General features: G+C 58.0%; 14 protein-coding genes. 8 read left to right on the forward strand and 6 right to left on the reverse strand.

Annotation, left to right across the window (positions count from 1 at the left end; all coding sequences use genetic code 11):
* Positions 1–228, reverse strand: a 228-nt coding sequence (locus tag ABU113_RS16330) for a helix-turn-helix domain-containing protein (RefSeq protein WP_454560544.1), incomplete at its 3' end; no start/stop codon positions are given.
* A 90-nt stretch (positions 229–318) separates the two neighbouring features.
* Here ABU113_RS16330 and ABU113_RS16335 point away from each other — a divergent pair.
* The gene (locus tag ABU113_RS16335; protein ID WP_454560552.1) at positions 319–702 is read left to right on the forward strand and encodes a permease; all 384 of its coding nucleotides are present in this window, start codon (positions 319–321) and stop codon (positions 700–702) included.
* Positions 703–714: 12 nt separating this feature from the next.
* On the forward strand, positions 715–1,992 hold the full coding sequence (locus ABU113_RS16340) for an ISL3 family transposase (protein WP_000610830.1): 1,278 nt from the start codon (positions 715–717) through the stop codon (positions 1,990–1,992).
* A gap of 81 nt (positions 1,993–2,073) precedes the next feature.
* Here ABU113_RS16340 and ABU113_RS16345 read toward each other — a convergent pair whose 3' ends face one another.
* Together ABU113_RS16345 and ABU113_RS16350 are read right to left on the reverse strand one after the other, a co-directional pair.
* Positions 2,074–2,955: an MIP/aquaporin family protein gene (locus ABU113_RS16345; RefSeq protein ID WP_454560545.1), complete on the reverse strand. Its 882-nt coding sequence runs from the start codon at positions 2,953–2,955 to the stop codon at positions 2,074–2,076.
* 226 nt (positions 2,956–3,181) lie between these two features.
* Complete coding sequence (locus ABU113_RS16350; RefSeq protein ID WP_454560553.1) at positions 3,182–4,480, reverse strand: helicase-related protein; 1,299 nt, start codon at positions 4,478–4,480, stop codon at positions 3,182–3,184.
* A 79-nt stretch (positions 4,481–4,559) separates the two neighbouring features.
* Between ABU113_RS16350 and ABU113_RS16355 the strand changes: the two genes are divergently transcribed.
* The gene (locus ABU113_RS16355; RefSeq protein WP_254500652.1) at positions 4,560–5,579 is read left to right on the forward strand and encodes an IS110 family RNA-guided transposase; all 1,020 of its coding nucleotides are present in this window, start codon (positions 4,560–4,562) and stop codon (positions 5,577–5,579) included.
* 212 nt (positions 5,580–5,791) lie between these two features.
* On the opposite strand, the gene ABU113_RS16360 is transcribed toward ABU113_RS16355, so the two are convergent.
* On the reverse strand, positions 5,792–6,124 hold the full coding sequence (locus ABU113_RS16360) for a tRNA (cytidine(34)-2'-O)-methyltransferase (RefSeq protein WP_454560546.1): 333 nt from the start codon (positions 6,122–6,124) through the stop codon (positions 5,792–5,794).
* 167 nt (positions 6,125–6,291) lie between these two features.
* On the opposite strand from ABU113_RS16360, the gene ABU113_RS16365 reads away from it, so the two are divergent.
* Positions 6,292–6,945, forward strand: coding sequence for a TetR family transcriptional regulator C-terminal domain-containing protein (locus tag ABU113_RS16365; protein WP_454560547.1), 654 nt, complete (start codon positions 6,292–6,294; stop codon positions 6,943–6,945).
* Positions 6,946–7,035: 90 nt separating this feature from the next.
* On the opposite strand, the gene ABU113_RS16370 is transcribed toward ABU113_RS16365, so the two are convergent.
* Positions 7,036–8,340, reverse strand: a complete 1,305-nt coding sequence (locus ABU113_RS16370; RefSeq protein WP_454560548.1) for an OprD family porin — start codon at positions 8,338–8,340, stop codon at positions 7,036–7,038.
* A 131-nt stretch (positions 8,341–8,471) separates the two neighbouring features.
* Between ABU113_RS16370 and ABU113_RS16375 the strand changes: the two genes are divergently transcribed.
* The 4 genes from ABU113_RS16375 to exaC all read left to right on the forward strand — a co-directional run bounded on the left by ABU113_RS16375 (position 8,472) and on the right by exaC (position 14,926).
* Entirely contained in the window at positions 8,472–9,677 is a 1,206-nt protein-coding gene (locus ABU113_RS16375; protein WP_027951106.1) for an IS256 family transposase, read from the forward strand.
* 128 nt (positions 9,678–9,805) lie between these two features.
* On the forward strand, positions 9,806–12,196 hold the full coding sequence (locus ABU113_RS16380) for a pyruvate formate lyase family protein (protein ID WP_454560549.1): 2,391 nt from the start codon (positions 9,806–9,808) through the stop codon (positions 12,194–12,196).
* Between the two features lie 148 nt (positions 12,197–12,344).
* Positions 12,345–13,319, forward strand: coding sequence for a glycyl-radical enzyme activating protein (locus ABU113_RS16385; protein ID WP_454560550.1), 975 nt, complete (start codon positions 12,345–12,347; stop codon positions 13,317–13,319).
* Positions 13,320–13,405: 86 nt separating this feature from the next.
* The gene (gene exaC / locus ABU113_RS16390) at positions 13,406–14,926 is read left to right on the forward strand and encodes an acetaldehyde dehydrogenase ExaC (RefSeq protein WP_116369214.1); all 1,521 of its coding nucleotides are present in this window, start codon (positions 13,406–13,408) and stop codon (positions 14,924–14,926) included.
* Positions 14,927–15,310: 384 nt separating this feature from the next.
* Here the strand turns inward: exaC and ABU113_RS16395 are convergent.
* The coding region (locus ABU113_RS16395; RefSeq protein WP_454560551.1) for an ArsR/SmtB family transcription factor at positions 15,311–15,652 on the reverse strand (342 nt) is incomplete at its 5' end.

The raw sequence follows: 15,652 nt of genomic DNA on the forward strand, positions 1-15,652 counted from the left end.
CAGCCCCGACCGACTGAACCGCCGAAGCGTATCCCGGACCGTCGTCGATCCGACCCCGACCCGCTCGCCAACTACCCGCGTCGAAAGCCCGCAGTCCAGGCTCAGACGCAAAATCTCGCGCACATGGCGCATCGCAACTCTCCTCGTCGGCATGCATTCCTCCAACCGCTGTCCGGCCGAAAGAATGCTCCAACGATCAGGTGAGCCTAACCTCAAACTGCGCGCCATCACCTCGGAATGCTGCGCGGATAATTCTCGGAACGCTGCGCGCCATCACCTCGGAACACCGCGCGCGATCAAATCGGAACACCGCGCGCGATCACCTCGGAATCCGCAATCGATGTGTTGCCTTACCTGCTCATCGGTATTGCGATTGGCAGCGTGATCTATGGTTTCATGCCCACTGACTTATTGGAGCAGTATGCAGGCCCAGATAATCCCTTTGCCATTCCAGTTGCCGCTGTCATCGGCGTGCCGTTGTATATTCGCGCTGAAGCCGTCATACCTCTGGCAGCGGCTCTGATGGCCAAAGGCGTGGGTGCCGGGACGGTGCTAGCGTTGATCATCGGCAGTGCCGGAGCCAGCCTGACTGAGCTCATTCTGTTGCGCTCTTTGTTCACGCTGAAGCTTTTAGCGGCGTTTTTAGCAGTCATTTTTGCTATGGCGATGATTGCCGGTTACGCCACCTACCTGTTTTTCTGATCAAGGCGGGAGATGATTAATTCGTTAAGCCTTCCTGGGTACCAGTTGGTGGATTCTGATGAGCAGAATGAAGACATACATTTTCGGCTTGAAGCACCTACACCAGTAGCCTGCGAGGGGTGCGGCGTGCAGGGTGAGTTCGTGCGGTTCGGCAAGCGTGACGTTCCCTATCGTGATCTGCCCATCCACGGCAAGCGGGTCACTCTCTGGGTGGTCCGCCGCCGATACACCTGCCGGGCCTGCAAGACAACATTCAGGCCCCAGCTACCGGAGATGGTGGACGGATTCCGTATGACACTGCGGCTGCATGAGTACGTGGAGAAGGAATCCTTCAACCACCCCTACACCTTTGTGGCGGCACAGACCGGCCTGGACGAGAAGACGGTGCGCGACATCTTCAACGCCCGCGCCGAGTTCCTGGGGCGCTGGCACCGCTTCGAGACGCCCCGCATCCTGGGCATTGACGAGCTATACCTGAACAAGCGCTACCGCTGCATTCTGACCAACATTGAGGAGCGAACCCTGCTCGACCTGCTGGCCACCCGCCGCCAGGACGTGGTGACCAACTACCTGATGAAGCTGAAAGACCGGCAGAAGGTCGAGATCGTCAGCATGGACATGTGGAACCCCTACCGGGCAGCGGTCAAGGCTGTGCTGCCCCAGGCCCGTATCGTGGTCGATAAGTTCCATGTGGTGCGCATGGCCAACGATGCCCTAGAGAGAGTGCGCAAGGGCCTCAGAAAGGAGCTGAAACCGTCCCAGAGCCGGACTCTCAAGGGAGACCGGAAAATCCTGCTGAAACGCGCTCACGAAGTCTCAGACCGGGAGCGCCTCATCATGGAGACCTGGACAGGCGCGTTCCCGCAACTGCTGGCCGCCTACGAGCACAAGGAGCGCTTCTACGGCATCTGGGACGCCACCACACGGCTCCAGGCAGAAGCCGCCCTGGACGAGTGGATAGCCACCATCCCGAAGGGCCAAAAGGAAGTCTGGAGCGATCTGGTCAGGGCAGTGGGAAACTGGCGCGAAGAGACCATGACCTACTTCGAGACGGACATGCCCGTCACCAACGCTTACACGGAGTCCATCAACCGACTGGCCAAGGACAAGAACCGTGAAGGGCGCGGTTACTCCTTCGAGGTGATGCGGGCACGAATGCTCTACACCACGAAGCACAAGAAGAAGGCACCGACTGCGAAGGTCTCTCCTTTCTACAAGAAAACCATCGGTTACGGACTGCCGGACTTCGCAGAGGAACTCAACTACGGAGTCGATCTATCAACCATCTGATAATGGTATCAGGTTGGTGGGGTAAAGGTGCCCCATCAACCATTAAATCCGTATACCCTGATTACTCATGGCGACGTTTCCTTAGCGAACTTTGCTGACATCGGGCTGTGCGGAGCCCATTTCGGCAGGGGCCTTTTCCTTGGGTATCGGTACATCACAGGCGGCCGAGCCAACGCCTGGCAGATGCCGGCAGATCAGCGCCTTGTAACCCGCGGCACCCAGGCAGGCACCGAGAATCGGGGCAAAAATCGGAACCAGGAAATACGGAATGTCTTTCCCTCCAGTGAAAGCGACGTCGCCCCAGCCTGCGAAGAAGGTCATCAACTTGGGCCCGAAATCCCGCGCAGGATTCATCGCGGAGCCAGTCAGCGGGCCCATCGCGCCACCGATGACGGCGATCAGCAGGCCTATCAGTAGGGGGGCCAGTGGGCCGCTTGGCAAGCCGTTGCCGTCGTCTGTGATGGCCATGATCATCGCCAGCAGAATGGCGGTGATCACTACTTCCACGAGGAACGCCTGGCCGAATGACAACGAGGCGTGCGGGTAGGTGGAGAAGATAGAAGCGAGCTCAAGACTCTCGACGCTGCCGCGGACCATCTGGTGGGCCTGTTCGAAATCGAAGAACAGGCTGCTGTACAGCCCGTAGACCAACGCAGCGGAACAGAAGGCGCCGGCCACCTGCGCCAGGATGTAAGCCGGGACGCGGTGCCGTTCGAAGGTGCCGAACAGCCACAGCGCGATGGTAACGGCAGGGTTCAGGTGAGCACCGGAAACGCCGGCGGCAAGATACACCGCCATCGAAACACCGATGCCCCAGATGATGCAGATTTCCCACAGCCCCAGATCGGCGCCGCCGAGCTTGAGCGCTGCGACGCAGCCGGTACCGAAAAAGATGAGAAGGGCAGTGCCGAGAAATTCGGCGATGCATTGTCCCTTGAGCGTCGGGACGATGGGCGTACTCATGCGCGGAGCCTCGTTCGTTTGTTTTTGTTTTATTCCGAGCACTGCGTTCGTTCGGAATTGTTCGGAAACGAAAACTTAGAGGCAAAGAAAGCAACTGTCAAAGTAAAAATTCGAACATTTCGGACATTTTTACCTGGAACAAACACCACAGAGCGCTGTCCTGCGCGGAAGGGTGGGTAGCAACCACTGGTCTATGCCAGCCACACATGGGCGGACTGGCATGGCGTCAGCGCTTTCGGCGGGCCTTGCGGCCGCCACCCCGTTGAACCGCCCGCGGTTTGCGCTGGCGTGACAGTTCACGGGTGATGGCGTCGTTGAGCAGCTTGCGCGCGTCTTCACCGTCGTCGTGCTCGGGAAAATGCTCGGGGAGGCTGCGGGCCAGATGCAGGTAGGTTTCCACCACATGCAGGGTGCTTTCCAGGCTGGCCAGATCGCTGCCGAGCAGCAGCTTGGGCATCGGAATGGCTTGGCCTTCGGCGACTCGCTTGATCCAGCGTTGGGCATGCTGACTGGCCGGGCTGTCGAAGCCGCCGCGGATCGGCGTGCAGGCGAACGTCCAGCGCAGCCAGAGTGGAATTTTCGGGTCGTCGATCAGCTCGATCCATTCGGCCAGTTCGTCCGGCAGCACCGAAATGAAGGCCTCGCCGTAATTGATATTGCGGTTGAAGGTCAGCCAGGCGCGCAGCAGGCTCAGCTCGCCCATCAGCTCGGAGATGGCGGCCAGGTGATCGATGGATGGGCGCACCTGGAACTGGCTGAGGTCCACCGGCGCATCCGGGCTGTTGAACAGGCGACGGATGGATTTGAGTGTCTGCGGATCGAGCGCGGTGATTTCGCCGCTGTCGTGATGGCCGAAGCGCCCGGCGCGGCCGCCGATCTGCTTGACCTCCTGCACCTTGAGCTGACGATTCTGAATGCCGTCGAATTTCTCATCGGTATAGAAGCACAGCGTGTGCGCCGGCAGGTTGAGGCCCATGCCGACCGCATCGGTAGCGACCATGATGTCCGCCTCGCCTTCGCGAAAGCGCCGGGCCTGCTCGCGACGCACCTCGGGCGAGAGCGCGCCATAGACTACCGAGACGCTCTTGCCAGCGCTTTCGAGCATGCCCTTGAGTTCCAGCACCAGCTTGCGGCTGAACGCCACCAGCAGCGAGCCGGGTTCCAGGCGCTGCAGCGTCGTGGCGTGGCGGGCGACCTCAACCGGGGACAGGCGCTTGGTGCGCTGCACCACCAGCTTGTCCTCGCAGAGTTCGCAGAGCGTGCGCAAGGAGGGTTGAATCAGGGCGGGGCCGGTCATCATCAGTTGCGGCGTATGTGCGCTGACCAGTGCATCGACCCAGGCCCAGCCGCGTTGCGGGTCAGCCACCATCTGTACTTCATCGACCACCACCACATCCCAGTGCAGATGGCGGAAGCGGGCGAACTCCTCCACGGTACAGCAGAAGTGCGTGGCGCCTTCGCGGATGATTTCTTCCTCGCCGGTGACCAGCTCCGTAGCCTGGATTAGCCGAAGGCGTAATCCAATGAAATGGACTCCTCCCTCCTACGGCGTCAGTGCGCCAGACTGGAGGTGTTACCAACCGGTCCCAGAGGGAGGAGTCGAGATGAAACTTAAACGAATTGGCGTCGATCTGGCAAAGCAGGTTTTTCAGGTTCACGGCGTAGACAGTCATGAGCAGGTCGTCTGCCGCAAGCAAATCAAGCGTGCAAGGCTGCTTGATTTCTTCAGGCAGCTGGAGCCTTGCCTGGTGGTGATGGAGGCCTGCGGGGGAAGTCATTACTGGGCGCGGCAGTTCCGCGCGCTGGGTCATGAGGTGCGCTTGATCGCTCCGCAGTTCGTCAAACCCTACGTCAAGGGTGGCAAGAACGACGCCAACGATGCTGAGGCGATTTGCGAGGCCGGTAGCCGTCCGACGATGCGCTATGTGCCGGTCAAGAGCGAGGAGCAGCAGGCTGCCCTGTCTGTGCACCGGATCAGAAGCCGGGCGATCAGGGCGAGAACGGCACTGGCCAACGAGGTTCGGGGTTTGCTGGGAGAGTTCGGCCTGATCGCGGCCCGCAAGGGTGTGCCGGCTACTCGCGCACTGCTGGCTGAGGTGCTGGAAGAAGACAGCAGCCTGCCGGTTGCCATGCGCGGGCTGATGAGTGAGCTGCAGGATGAACTGCAGGAGAAAGACAAACGCATCGCCCATCTGGATCGCCTGATTCAGCAGCAGGCGCGTCAGGATGAGCGAGTACAACGCCTGATGCAGATCGAGGGCCTTGGCCCTATCAGCGCCACGGCGATGGTGGCGGCGGTAGGCGATGCGAGCCAGTTCAAGTCGGGGCGCCAGTTGGCCGCTTGGCTGGGCTTGGTGCCCAACCAACATTCAAGCGGCGGCAAGGAGCGCCTGGGCAGCATCAGCAAGCGAGGTGATACGTACTTGCGCACCTTGCTGATCCATGGCGCCCGGTCTGCCCTCAACGCGAGTGCGAAAAAGACCGACCCACGCAGTATCTGGATCAATGAGGTCAAATCCAGGCGCAACACGAACATCGCCACAGTGGCCCTGGCGAACAAGAATGCCCGGATCATCTGGGCGCTCTTGAGCAAGGGCGAGAGCTATCACAACGCTGCGTGTTGAACGCAGCAACCGAGCAACAGGCAACACCGCAGCAAGCGCAACACCGTAGAAGATCCACCACGATTGCACAGTGACAGACAGTGATGACGAACCGGTCGAACCGGCATGTGTGAAGGCTTAGAGACCCGGAGGCCCGCTGTATAAAAAGGCCGCTAATCCGATCAGCTGCACATGAGCGACTACTTCATCAAGGCTCGAAGTGACAAACCACTTCAGTAGAAGCCGGATATACGGTAGCAGTCGTACCTTGGTTCAAAAGCACTGTTTTTTACTGGCAAACCGGGAGGAGTCCATATACGACCCTTGGTGCTGAGCGCGAATACCCGATTCGGGCGCACGCTGGCCAGGCAGCTGTCCAGATCGCTGTGGGTGCGTACTGCCGCATATTCATGGTAATCCAGCCCGGCCCGGCGCAGCCGCTTGTCATCCAGCTCGAAGCCCAGCGGTTCGATCAGGTGCAGTTGGCAGCCGGCATTGGCGCACAGGCGGATGATATTGCCGGTATTGGGCGGGATCTCGGGTTCGAGCAGGGCGATATGAAACATGCGGGTTATTCCACGGGAAAACGCTCGCCAGTGTACCGGTAGCCCGGTATCGGAGCCACAAGCGGCACGTGATTCGGAGCTGAGCTGCGTCCTGTAGTGTTTGCTGTACAGTTATTCAACAGGCGAACGTATACTGACAACCAGCGAAGACGGTTAAGGATCATGAAATGGCGTCACAGGTGCACTTCACCCGCATGGACCCCGAGGTGCGCAAGGCGCATCTCATCGATGCAACCCTCGTTTGTCTCAAGCAATATGGCTTCCAGGGAATGTCGGTGCGCAAGATCTGCGCCCAGGCTGGTGTATCTCCCGGGCTGATCAGCCACCATTATGCCGGCAAGGATGAGTTGGTTGCCGAAGCCTATCAGGCCATCACGCGCCAGGTGATGGGACAGTTGCGCGAGGCGATGCAGAATGCCGCTGGCCAGGGTGCCCGCGAGCGGCTATCGGCATTTTTCCAGGCTTCGCTCTCGGAGAAACTGTTGAACCCGCACCTGCTGGAGGCGTGGCTGGCGTTCTGGGGCGCGGTGAAGACGGCGGAAGCGATCAATCATGCGCACGACAAGTCCTACAAGGAGTATCGATCGATACTGGCGCATGCCCTTGGGCAACTGGCGCTGGAGCAGTGTTGGGTCGATTTTGATAGCGGCCTGGCGGCCATTGGCCTGACGGCATTGTTGGACGGATTGTGGCTTGAGCACGGGCTGGATCCCGATACCTTCACACCCGCCGAAGCCGTGCTGATCTGCGAGGCCTGGATCGATGGGCTGCTGGCCGGAGGGTTCCGGCGCTTCTGCGTACAGGCACAGCGTACGGGATAACACGTTGGATCATGGTCCGGGCAGCTTGCGCTGGCGAGTGAAAAGCGCGGTGGCAACACACAGCCACCGCGCAATCGACAACCAGGCGGCCTAGAAGATACTCACCGGATATTCGAGAACCAGGCGGAAGCGATCCACATCGACATTCGAATTGCCGGAGGTCATGCGATGCCGTGCATGGCGCACGCGAATCAGCAGATCCTTGGCAACGCCGCTCTGCACCACATAACGCGCATCGAGGTCGGTGGTGTGGTGTTTGTCGTTCTTGCCGTACAGGCCGTAATAGGCGCTGTCCGCCGAGGTGTGCGTGCCGTCGATATCGCTGCCACGCACATGCCGTATGGAGAAGCTGGCGCCAGGCAGGCCGATAGCAGAAAGGTCGAGATCATAGCCTACGCGCCAGGATCTTTCGTTCGGTCCGTTGAAGTTGGCATATTGCGAGGCGTTGCCCAGGTAGATGGAGTCCTGAAAACCGCCGCCGCTCATCACCAGGTAGTCCAGGGGCTGGTCGCCGTGGATCTTCTGGTAGCCGAGGGTCAGGGTGTGGGCACCGATGCTGTAGGCAGCGGCCAGTGACCAGGCAGTGACGTCTATGTTCCCGGCCAGGGCCTGGCCCTGCTCTGTGGTGCGGTAGATGTTGGCATCCAGGTTCAGTGCGCGCTGCTCTCCCAGTGGCAGGGTGTAGTTGCCGTTGAGGTAGTGCTGACGCCACAGGTCTTCGTAGCGGGAGGTGTAAAGCGTCACGCTGGTGTTATCGTCAATGCCGTAGGAGCCGCCGAGATAGTCGACATTGCCTCCTTTTACTCCGGCGTAACCGGCAAAGAAATCACCATCGCCGTGGGTCTGGTTGTAATCCTTGCCCGAGGTAAAGTGGCCTGCGTCGATATACAGATCATCTATTTCGCTGCTGGTAAACATGAAGCCCGTGGCCGTGGCGGGGAACATGCGGGTATCGGCCAGGGCGAATACCGGGTTATAGGGGCGCAGATCCCCGTACTTGAGTTCGCTCCTGGAAATACGCATTTTCACGGCCGCGCCGGCGGAAGTGGACTCATCACGCGAGGCGCCATTGCTTTTCATGGGGAACATGTCCGAGCGATTGCGTCCGCGACCCGAGTCCAGTTTCAGTGCCAGATAGGCATGGGCATCCAGGCCAAAACCGACTGTACCGGAGGTATATCCCGAGGTGAATGCGGACAGGATACTATGGCCCCATTCCCGTCCATCCTTCCCGCCACTGTGATTGTCACTGTTGTAATAGTAGTTGCGGTTCAATACCGACAGTTGACTGCCTTCGATGAATCCAGTGCCCGGTTGCTGTTCGGCACTCACTGCCTGAACAGCGGTGGCAAGCAAGGTCATAACTGTAAGGCTGATGATATTGTTCTTGTTCATATGTCATCTTCTGCAATTGTTGGGTAGTGTCCTCATGAGTGGTGTAAATCTTCACGGTGGGGTGGCGGCCACCGTGGGTCTCCGTAAACTGGAGGTTACGACACCTTCACCAATCACGGAGAGACACCACGATGACCGAGGACAGGATGGCATTGATTGAGCTGGCTGAAAAGCATGCGGACGGTGATTTACTGAGGGAGCTGGGCGAACTGGTCCTGCAGCGACTGATGGATGCAGAGGCGGAGCAGCGTTGCGGCGCCGGCCGACATGAACGCAGTGAGGGCCGGGTCAACCAGCGCAACGGCTATCGCGAGCGCACACTGGAGACACGATTGGGAACGATGGACCTGCGAATTCCGAAGCTGCGCACGGGCAGTTACCTGCCGAGCTTCCTGGAGCCCCGGAAGGCCTCGGAGCAGGCGTTGGTGGCTGTTGTGCAGGAGGCGTATGTGAAGGGGATATCGACCCGCAAGGTCGATGATCTGGTGCAGGCGATGGGTATGAGCGGCATCTCCAAGAGCCAGGTATCGCGACTGTGCGAGGAACTGGACGAGCGCGTCGAGGCTTTCCTGAATCGCCCGCTGGAGGGCCCATGGGCCTACGTCTGGCTGGATGCGACCTATCTAAAATCGCGCGAGCGTGGCGCTGTCAGCAGCCAAGCGGTGGTTGTTGCCGTTGGCGTCAGCAGCGAAGGTCGCCGGGAAACCTTGGGCATGGCTGTGGGTCCGGCCGAGACTGAAGCCTTCTGGACCGAGTTCCTACGCAGCCTGGTGCGCCGTGGCCTGTCAGGCGTGCGACTGGTGGTCTCGGATGCCCACGAGGGCCTGAAGCAGGCGATTGCCAAGGTCATAGGAGCTACCTGGCAACGCTGCCGGGTGCACTTCATGCGCAATGCGCTGGCCCATGTCCCGCGCAAGCAGCACTCCATGGTGGCCGCCGTGATCCGCACGGCCTTCGTGCAGGAGAACCAGCAGGAGGCACGCCAGCAGTGGCGAGAAACCGCTGACAAGCTGCGAGAGCGCTTCGCCAAGGTAGCGGAGCTCATGGACAGCGCCGAGGACGACGTGCTTGCCTTCATGAGCTTCCCGAAAGAGCACTGGCCTCAGCTGGCATCGACGAATTCCCTGGAGCGATTGAACAAGGAAATCAAACGCCGCTCGCGGGTGGTGGGTATCTTCCCGAACAACGCTGCCATCATGCGGCTCGTGGGAACGCTACTCGCTGAGCAAACAGATGAATGGCAGGTGACACGCCGCTACATGAGCCAAGAGACGTTGGCGCGCGTGCTGAGCAAGGAAGACCAGGCCAACCTACTGCCACAGTCTGAGGCCGCCTGAAGCAATGAAACTGGAGACCGGAATTACACCACTTGACGGGACACTACCACTCCTTGTACTCTCCATAGTATGTGCTTCGTTTAAGACGGGGCGACATGTAAAGCAACCGCTGAGACGCGAGGTGAAATATGAATGCAATTACTAATGTCGTTGGTCAGTCACTGGAAGATGGTGCTCGAGTCGCTCGCCTGAAGAAAGCTGTCGACGAGGCTACCTACGGTGCCTGCATCGAGCGCGCAGTGCTTTGGTCAGAGTATTACATGGATGAGGCCAACAATGGGAAATCTACGGCCGTTCAGATAGCTGAAGCGACACGCCACGTCCTGGCCAACAAAACGGTGAAAATCTATCCTGACGAGCTGATTGTTGGCAACTTCACCTCCAAACGGGTCGCCGGCATCTGTTATCCGGAGTTTGGCGGTCTGGGCCTAATGATTGGTGTCGACAAACTACCCACCCGCAAGGTCAATCCTCTCGAGATCAGCGAAGACGAGCAGGCAAAACTCCAGTCATATATTCCGTTCTGGATGGACAAGAATATGGTTTATCTTGCCTTTGACGGGCAGGAAGAGCAGATGCGCTTTGTTAAGGAGCAGACTGAAGCACTGCAGTACCAATTGTATGAGGCTGGTGGTATTGCTCACCTGGCACCCGGCTACGAGAAAGTGATCAAACTGGGTGCCGAGGGCATCATCGCCGAGGTGGAGGCCTTCGAGGCACAAACCAACGATCCCTCCAAGCTGGACTTCTACCAGTCTGTGAAAATCTCAATGAATGCGCTGGCAGAGTTTGGTGACCGCTATGCGACCGAGGCGCGTAGGCTGGCAGAGGCTGAAGCGGACCCTCAGCGGAAACTTGAACTAGAGCGGATTGCGGAGGTCTGCGCTCGCGTACCACGTTATGGCGCAACCAGTTTCTATGAAGCGGTCCAATCAATGACCCTCACCCACATCGCCATTTTCCAGGAGACAATAGGTGAAACCACCTGTCCGGGCCGCGTGGACCAATTCCTGAATTCCTACTATGAAGAGGATTTGGCGGCTGGACGTATTTCAAGACAAGAGGCGAAAGATATTCTGGGAGCTTTCTGCGTAAAGCTATGCGAAACCATCCCCTGGTACTCCGACGAGGTGACCAGCATGCTCGGTGGATTGACCAGCTGGGAGGTAGTGACCATCGGTGGTCAGGACTCCGAGGGCAACGATGCGACCAATGAACTGAGTTTCATTTTGTTGGAGCTCGCCGATGAGTTGCGCATGCGCCAGCCCAACTTCCACGTCCGTCTCCACGAGAACACACCCAAGGCATTCTACGATGAGGTCATCCGGGTGAACTTCGGCCCGGGTTCGGCGCCCGCCATGTATAACGACGAGATCATCATCGAGTCCATGATGAATGTCGGTTATTCCCTGGAGGATGCCAGGGACTATGTCGCCATCGGCTGTGTTGAGCCCACGGCGCCGGGCAAGACCCTGGGTTCCACCGACGCCGGGATGTACAACATGGTCCTGGCCCTGGAAATGGCGCTCAACGAGGGGTGCCAGTTTGGTTCTGACCGACAGATCGGTGTCAAGACACCCCCGGTCTCCAGCATGAAGAGCATGGATGACGTATTGGACGCCTACAAGGTGCAGGTGAAGCATCAGCTGGGCAAGCTGCACGCGGATTTGCAGAAGTGTGAACAGTTCCACGCCAAGTACCACCCCACCCCGATCACCAGCGCTACGCTGGAAGGCTGTCTCGAGCAGGGTGTTTGCTCTACACAGGGTGGCGCGAAGTACAATTTCTCCGGTATCCAGGGCACCGGCATGGCGGTCGTGGCCGATTCCCTGAGGGCCATTGAGAGTGCTGTGTTCGAGGACAAGTGGCTCACCCTTGAGGAGCTGGTCGCTCACCTGAAAGACAATCTCTCGGATGAGGTTGTGCGGACCAGGCTGAAAGGCATCGATAAATTTGGCAACGATATTCCCAAGGCGGATGCCTGGATGAAGTGGGTCGGGGATCACTACTCCGATTCCATTCACGCCCTGGGCAAGAATACCCGTGGCGGCCAGTACCTGGCGGGCGTGTACTCCAATACTTCCCATACGCATTTTGGCAGTTTGACTGGCGCTACACCCAACGGTCGCCGGGCTGGTGAGACCTTCGCCTCGGGTTTTGCGCCTGAAAACGGAGCGGACAAGCGAGGTACCACCGCCTTGATCAATTCGATGAACCGGATCGATTTCAAGAAGTTTCCCAATGGCATCAACTTCAATATCAAGCTGGATGCCTCCAGTTACGACTGTGAAGAGGGACGAGATGCGCTAGCCAGCTTGTATAAGGTGTACTTCAAACGGCACGGTATGCAGGTGCAGGCCAATATGCTGGATCCGAAAATCCTGATTGAAGCACGGGACAACCCGGAGTTGCACCCCAACCTGCTGATTCGGGTATCGGGCTACTCGGCATACTTCAACGATCTGTCGCCGGAAATGCAGGATGAGGTGATATCGCGTAGTAGTAACAGGAGGGGCTGAGCTGAGACTACTTTTGTCCTACCTTAACTCTGTTCGTAGAGTTTTACCAAAGTGTGCCTGCGAGCTGAACCTTGGGCAGTTCGCAGGCCTACCTCAATAACGATCTATCACCTGAAATGCAGGATGAGGTGATATCCCGGAGCAGTGTATGAGACCTGATGCAAGCCTGATTGATGCGATAGCAGTTACCGAGCCAAGGAAGGCATCGCTGTACTTCGACATCAAGAGAAACTCCCTGGACGACGGGCCGGGCATTCGCACTGTGGTGTTCTTCAAGGGCTGCCCGCTGTCTTGTATCTGGTGCCAGAATCCGGAAAGCATCAACACCGGTTACGAACTCTCCTATGATGCAGAGAAGTGCATCAGCTGTCACGACTGTGCTGACGCCTGCCCCGAGCAGGCGATCGACCTGAGTTCGCCCGACAAGATCATCCGCGACAAATGCACCCAGTGCTTCAAGTGCGTTGATGTCTGCCCGTCAGGTGCACTGGAGCGCTGTGGCAATGACATCGACATGGATCAGCTGGTGGAGAAGGTGCTTGAGGACGAGGCCTTCTTCGAGGCCTCCGGCGGCGGTGTCACTGTCTCCGGCGGCGAGGCACTGATGCAGATGGATTCGGTCGGCGAACTGTTTTCGCGGCTGAAGCAGCGGAATGTCCACACGCTGATCCAGACAGCGGGCCTATTCAATTACAAGGTATTTGAAAAACTGGTATTGCCCTACACCGACACCATCTACTTTGATCTCAAGTTGATGGACAGCGATGCGCACAAGCAGTACTGCGGCGTTCCCAACCATTCTATTCATGAGAACTTCAGGAAGGTCCAGGCCCTGGCACGGGATTCGGTGATCGAGGTTCTGCCGCGGGTCCCGTTGGTGCCCTTTATCACCGACACGGATGAAAACCTCAGTGCCATTGCTGACTTTATGCTCGAGAACGGCGTAAAGAACATGCAGATCTTGCCGTACAACCCGATTTGGCTCGACAAGCTGCCACGCTTCGGCAGTGTCCAGCGTCTGGACTTCGGTGAAGGGACAGGCAAGTTCATGCCGGACGCGGAGCTTGACCGCTGTACGGAGATTTTTGAGTCCAGAGGTATTCACGTCCATTGTCACAGGTGATGTATCAGCTCAGACAGCCGGCGCCTTCCTGATTTCGCTTTACCTATAACCCATAATCAATCTGTCCATCACATGAGGAAAATAAAATGACGTATGCACAACCCGGCCAGGAAGGATCTGTAGTTTCCTTCAAATCGCGCTATGACAATTTCATCGGCGGCGAATGGGTAGCGCCCGCTGACGGCCGTTACTTCGAAAATGTGACTCCGGTAACCGGCCAGGTGTACTGTGAGGTGGCCCGTTCCTCGGCGGCGGATATTGAGAAGGCCCTTGATGCGGCGCATGCAGCGCGAGCAAGTTGGGGTGCCACCTCGGTAGCCGACCGGTCCAACCTGCTGCTGAAGATCGCTGACCGCGTCGAGCAGAATCTTGAAATGCTGGCGGTTGCGGAGACCTGGGAGAATGGTAAAGCCGTACGCGAGACCCTGAATGCTGACCTGCCCCTGTTTGTAGACCACTTCCGCTATTTTGCGGGCTGCATCAGGGCCCAGGAAGGCAGCGCCGCTGAACTGGATGCGACAACGGCCAGCTATCACTTCCACGAGCCCTACGGCGTGGTGGGCCAGATCATTCCCTGGAACTTCCCCCTGCTGATGGCCGCCTGGAAACTGGCGCCGGCGCTGGCCGCGGGTAACTGCGTGGTCATGAAGCCCGCCGAGCAGACCCCGGTGACCATTCTCCTGGTGATGGAGCTGATACAGGACATTCTGCCCGCTGGCGTGGTTAATATCGTCAACGGCTTCGGGGCGGAAGCGGGGGCGGCACTCTCGCAAAGTACACGCATTGCCAAGCTGGCCTTCACCGGCTCGACGGCGGTGGGTAATGAGATTCTCAAGTGCGCGGCGAACAACCTCATTCCTTCAACGGTTGAGCTGGGTGGTAAGTCACCGAATATCTACTTTGAGGATGTTCTGGACTATGAAGATGACTACCTTAACAAGTGTGCGGAGGGTCTGCTGCTGGGCTTCTTCAACCAGGGTGAAGTGTGTACCTGTCCCTCCCGTGCACTGATCCAGGAATCCATCTATGACCGTTTCCTTGATATCGTGGTTGAGCGTTCAAAGACCATTAAGCAGGGCAATCCGCTGGATCCTGAGACACAGGTTGGTGCGCAGGCCTCCAAGGAACAGTTTGACAAGATCATGAGCTACATGGAGATCGGTCGGCAGGAAGGTGCACAGATTCTGATCGGCGGTGATAGTGCCAACCTGTCCGGTGATCTGTCCGGCGGTTACTACGTGCAGCCGACCCTGATGGCGGGCAAGAACGACATGCGCATTTTCCAGGAGGAGATCTTTGGGCCGACGCTGGGTGTGACCTCTTTCAAGGACGAGGCCGAAGCACTGGCCATCGCCAACGATACTGACTATGGCCTGGGTGCCGGCGTCTGGACCCGCGACATGAATCGCGCCTACCGCATGGGACGGGGCATTCAGGCGGGTCGCGTGTGGACCAACTGCTACCACGCCTATCCTGCGCACGCGGCCTTTGGCGGATACAAGAAGTCGGGTATTGGCCGTGAAACCCACAAGATGATGCTTGACCATTACCAGCAGACCAAGAACCTGCTGGTGAGCTACAGCATCGACCCGCTGGGTTTCTTCTGAGTCCAAACTACTGCCTTAATGGTCTTAATGCCCCTTGGTAATCACCTTGGGGCATTTCTAATGCCAGAAAATTTAGTCTCAACCATTCTCGCCGTGCCAGCTTGAATTTAACCCCGACTTGGTCACGTGTTGAATGGCTCAGTGACCTATCCTTACTACAGGAGTTGGAATGTCCGAGTTTCAGACACACCCAGTACCAGCGAATTTCGGGTATCCGGAATTTCTGGTTGATAAAATGCCAAAGATGTAAAGAAGAAAATCTTTCTCAGCGGATTATCTGATTGATCCTCTTCAGCCTACTCTACTGCCAATTTTCTGTTTCCACCTTCGCCTGAGTCTTCATAGCGATGCTGACTAGGGAGGACAGCGAGAGCTGGGCAAGCGTCAAAGCGGTTCTGGTTCATGCGCAATCCGGACACCTGCACAACATTCCTCTTGTAAGAAACCGATCAAATTCTCTAGGTGCCCATACTCGGGTATACAGACAATCGTGCGGCTATGTTTCTCCTGCCGGATCAGCCCTACCTTGGCCATGCGCGCAAGGTGATGTGATAGCGTCGAAGCAGGAATACCCAGCCCCTTCTGGATATCTCCGACCGAAGCCCCATCATGGCCAGCTTTGACCAGAAAGCGGAACACGGACAGTCGGTGACTATTCCCTAGCTCAGCTAAGCTGGCTGCAACCTTTTCGTGATCCATAGCACGCCCCAATAATTCGATGTTTCT

The sequence above is a fragment of the Parapedomonas caeni genome (assembly GCF_041060555.1).
Classification (GTDB): Bacteria; Pseudomonadota; Alphaproteobacteria; order Sphingomonadales; family Sphingomonadaceae; genus CAUJIW01.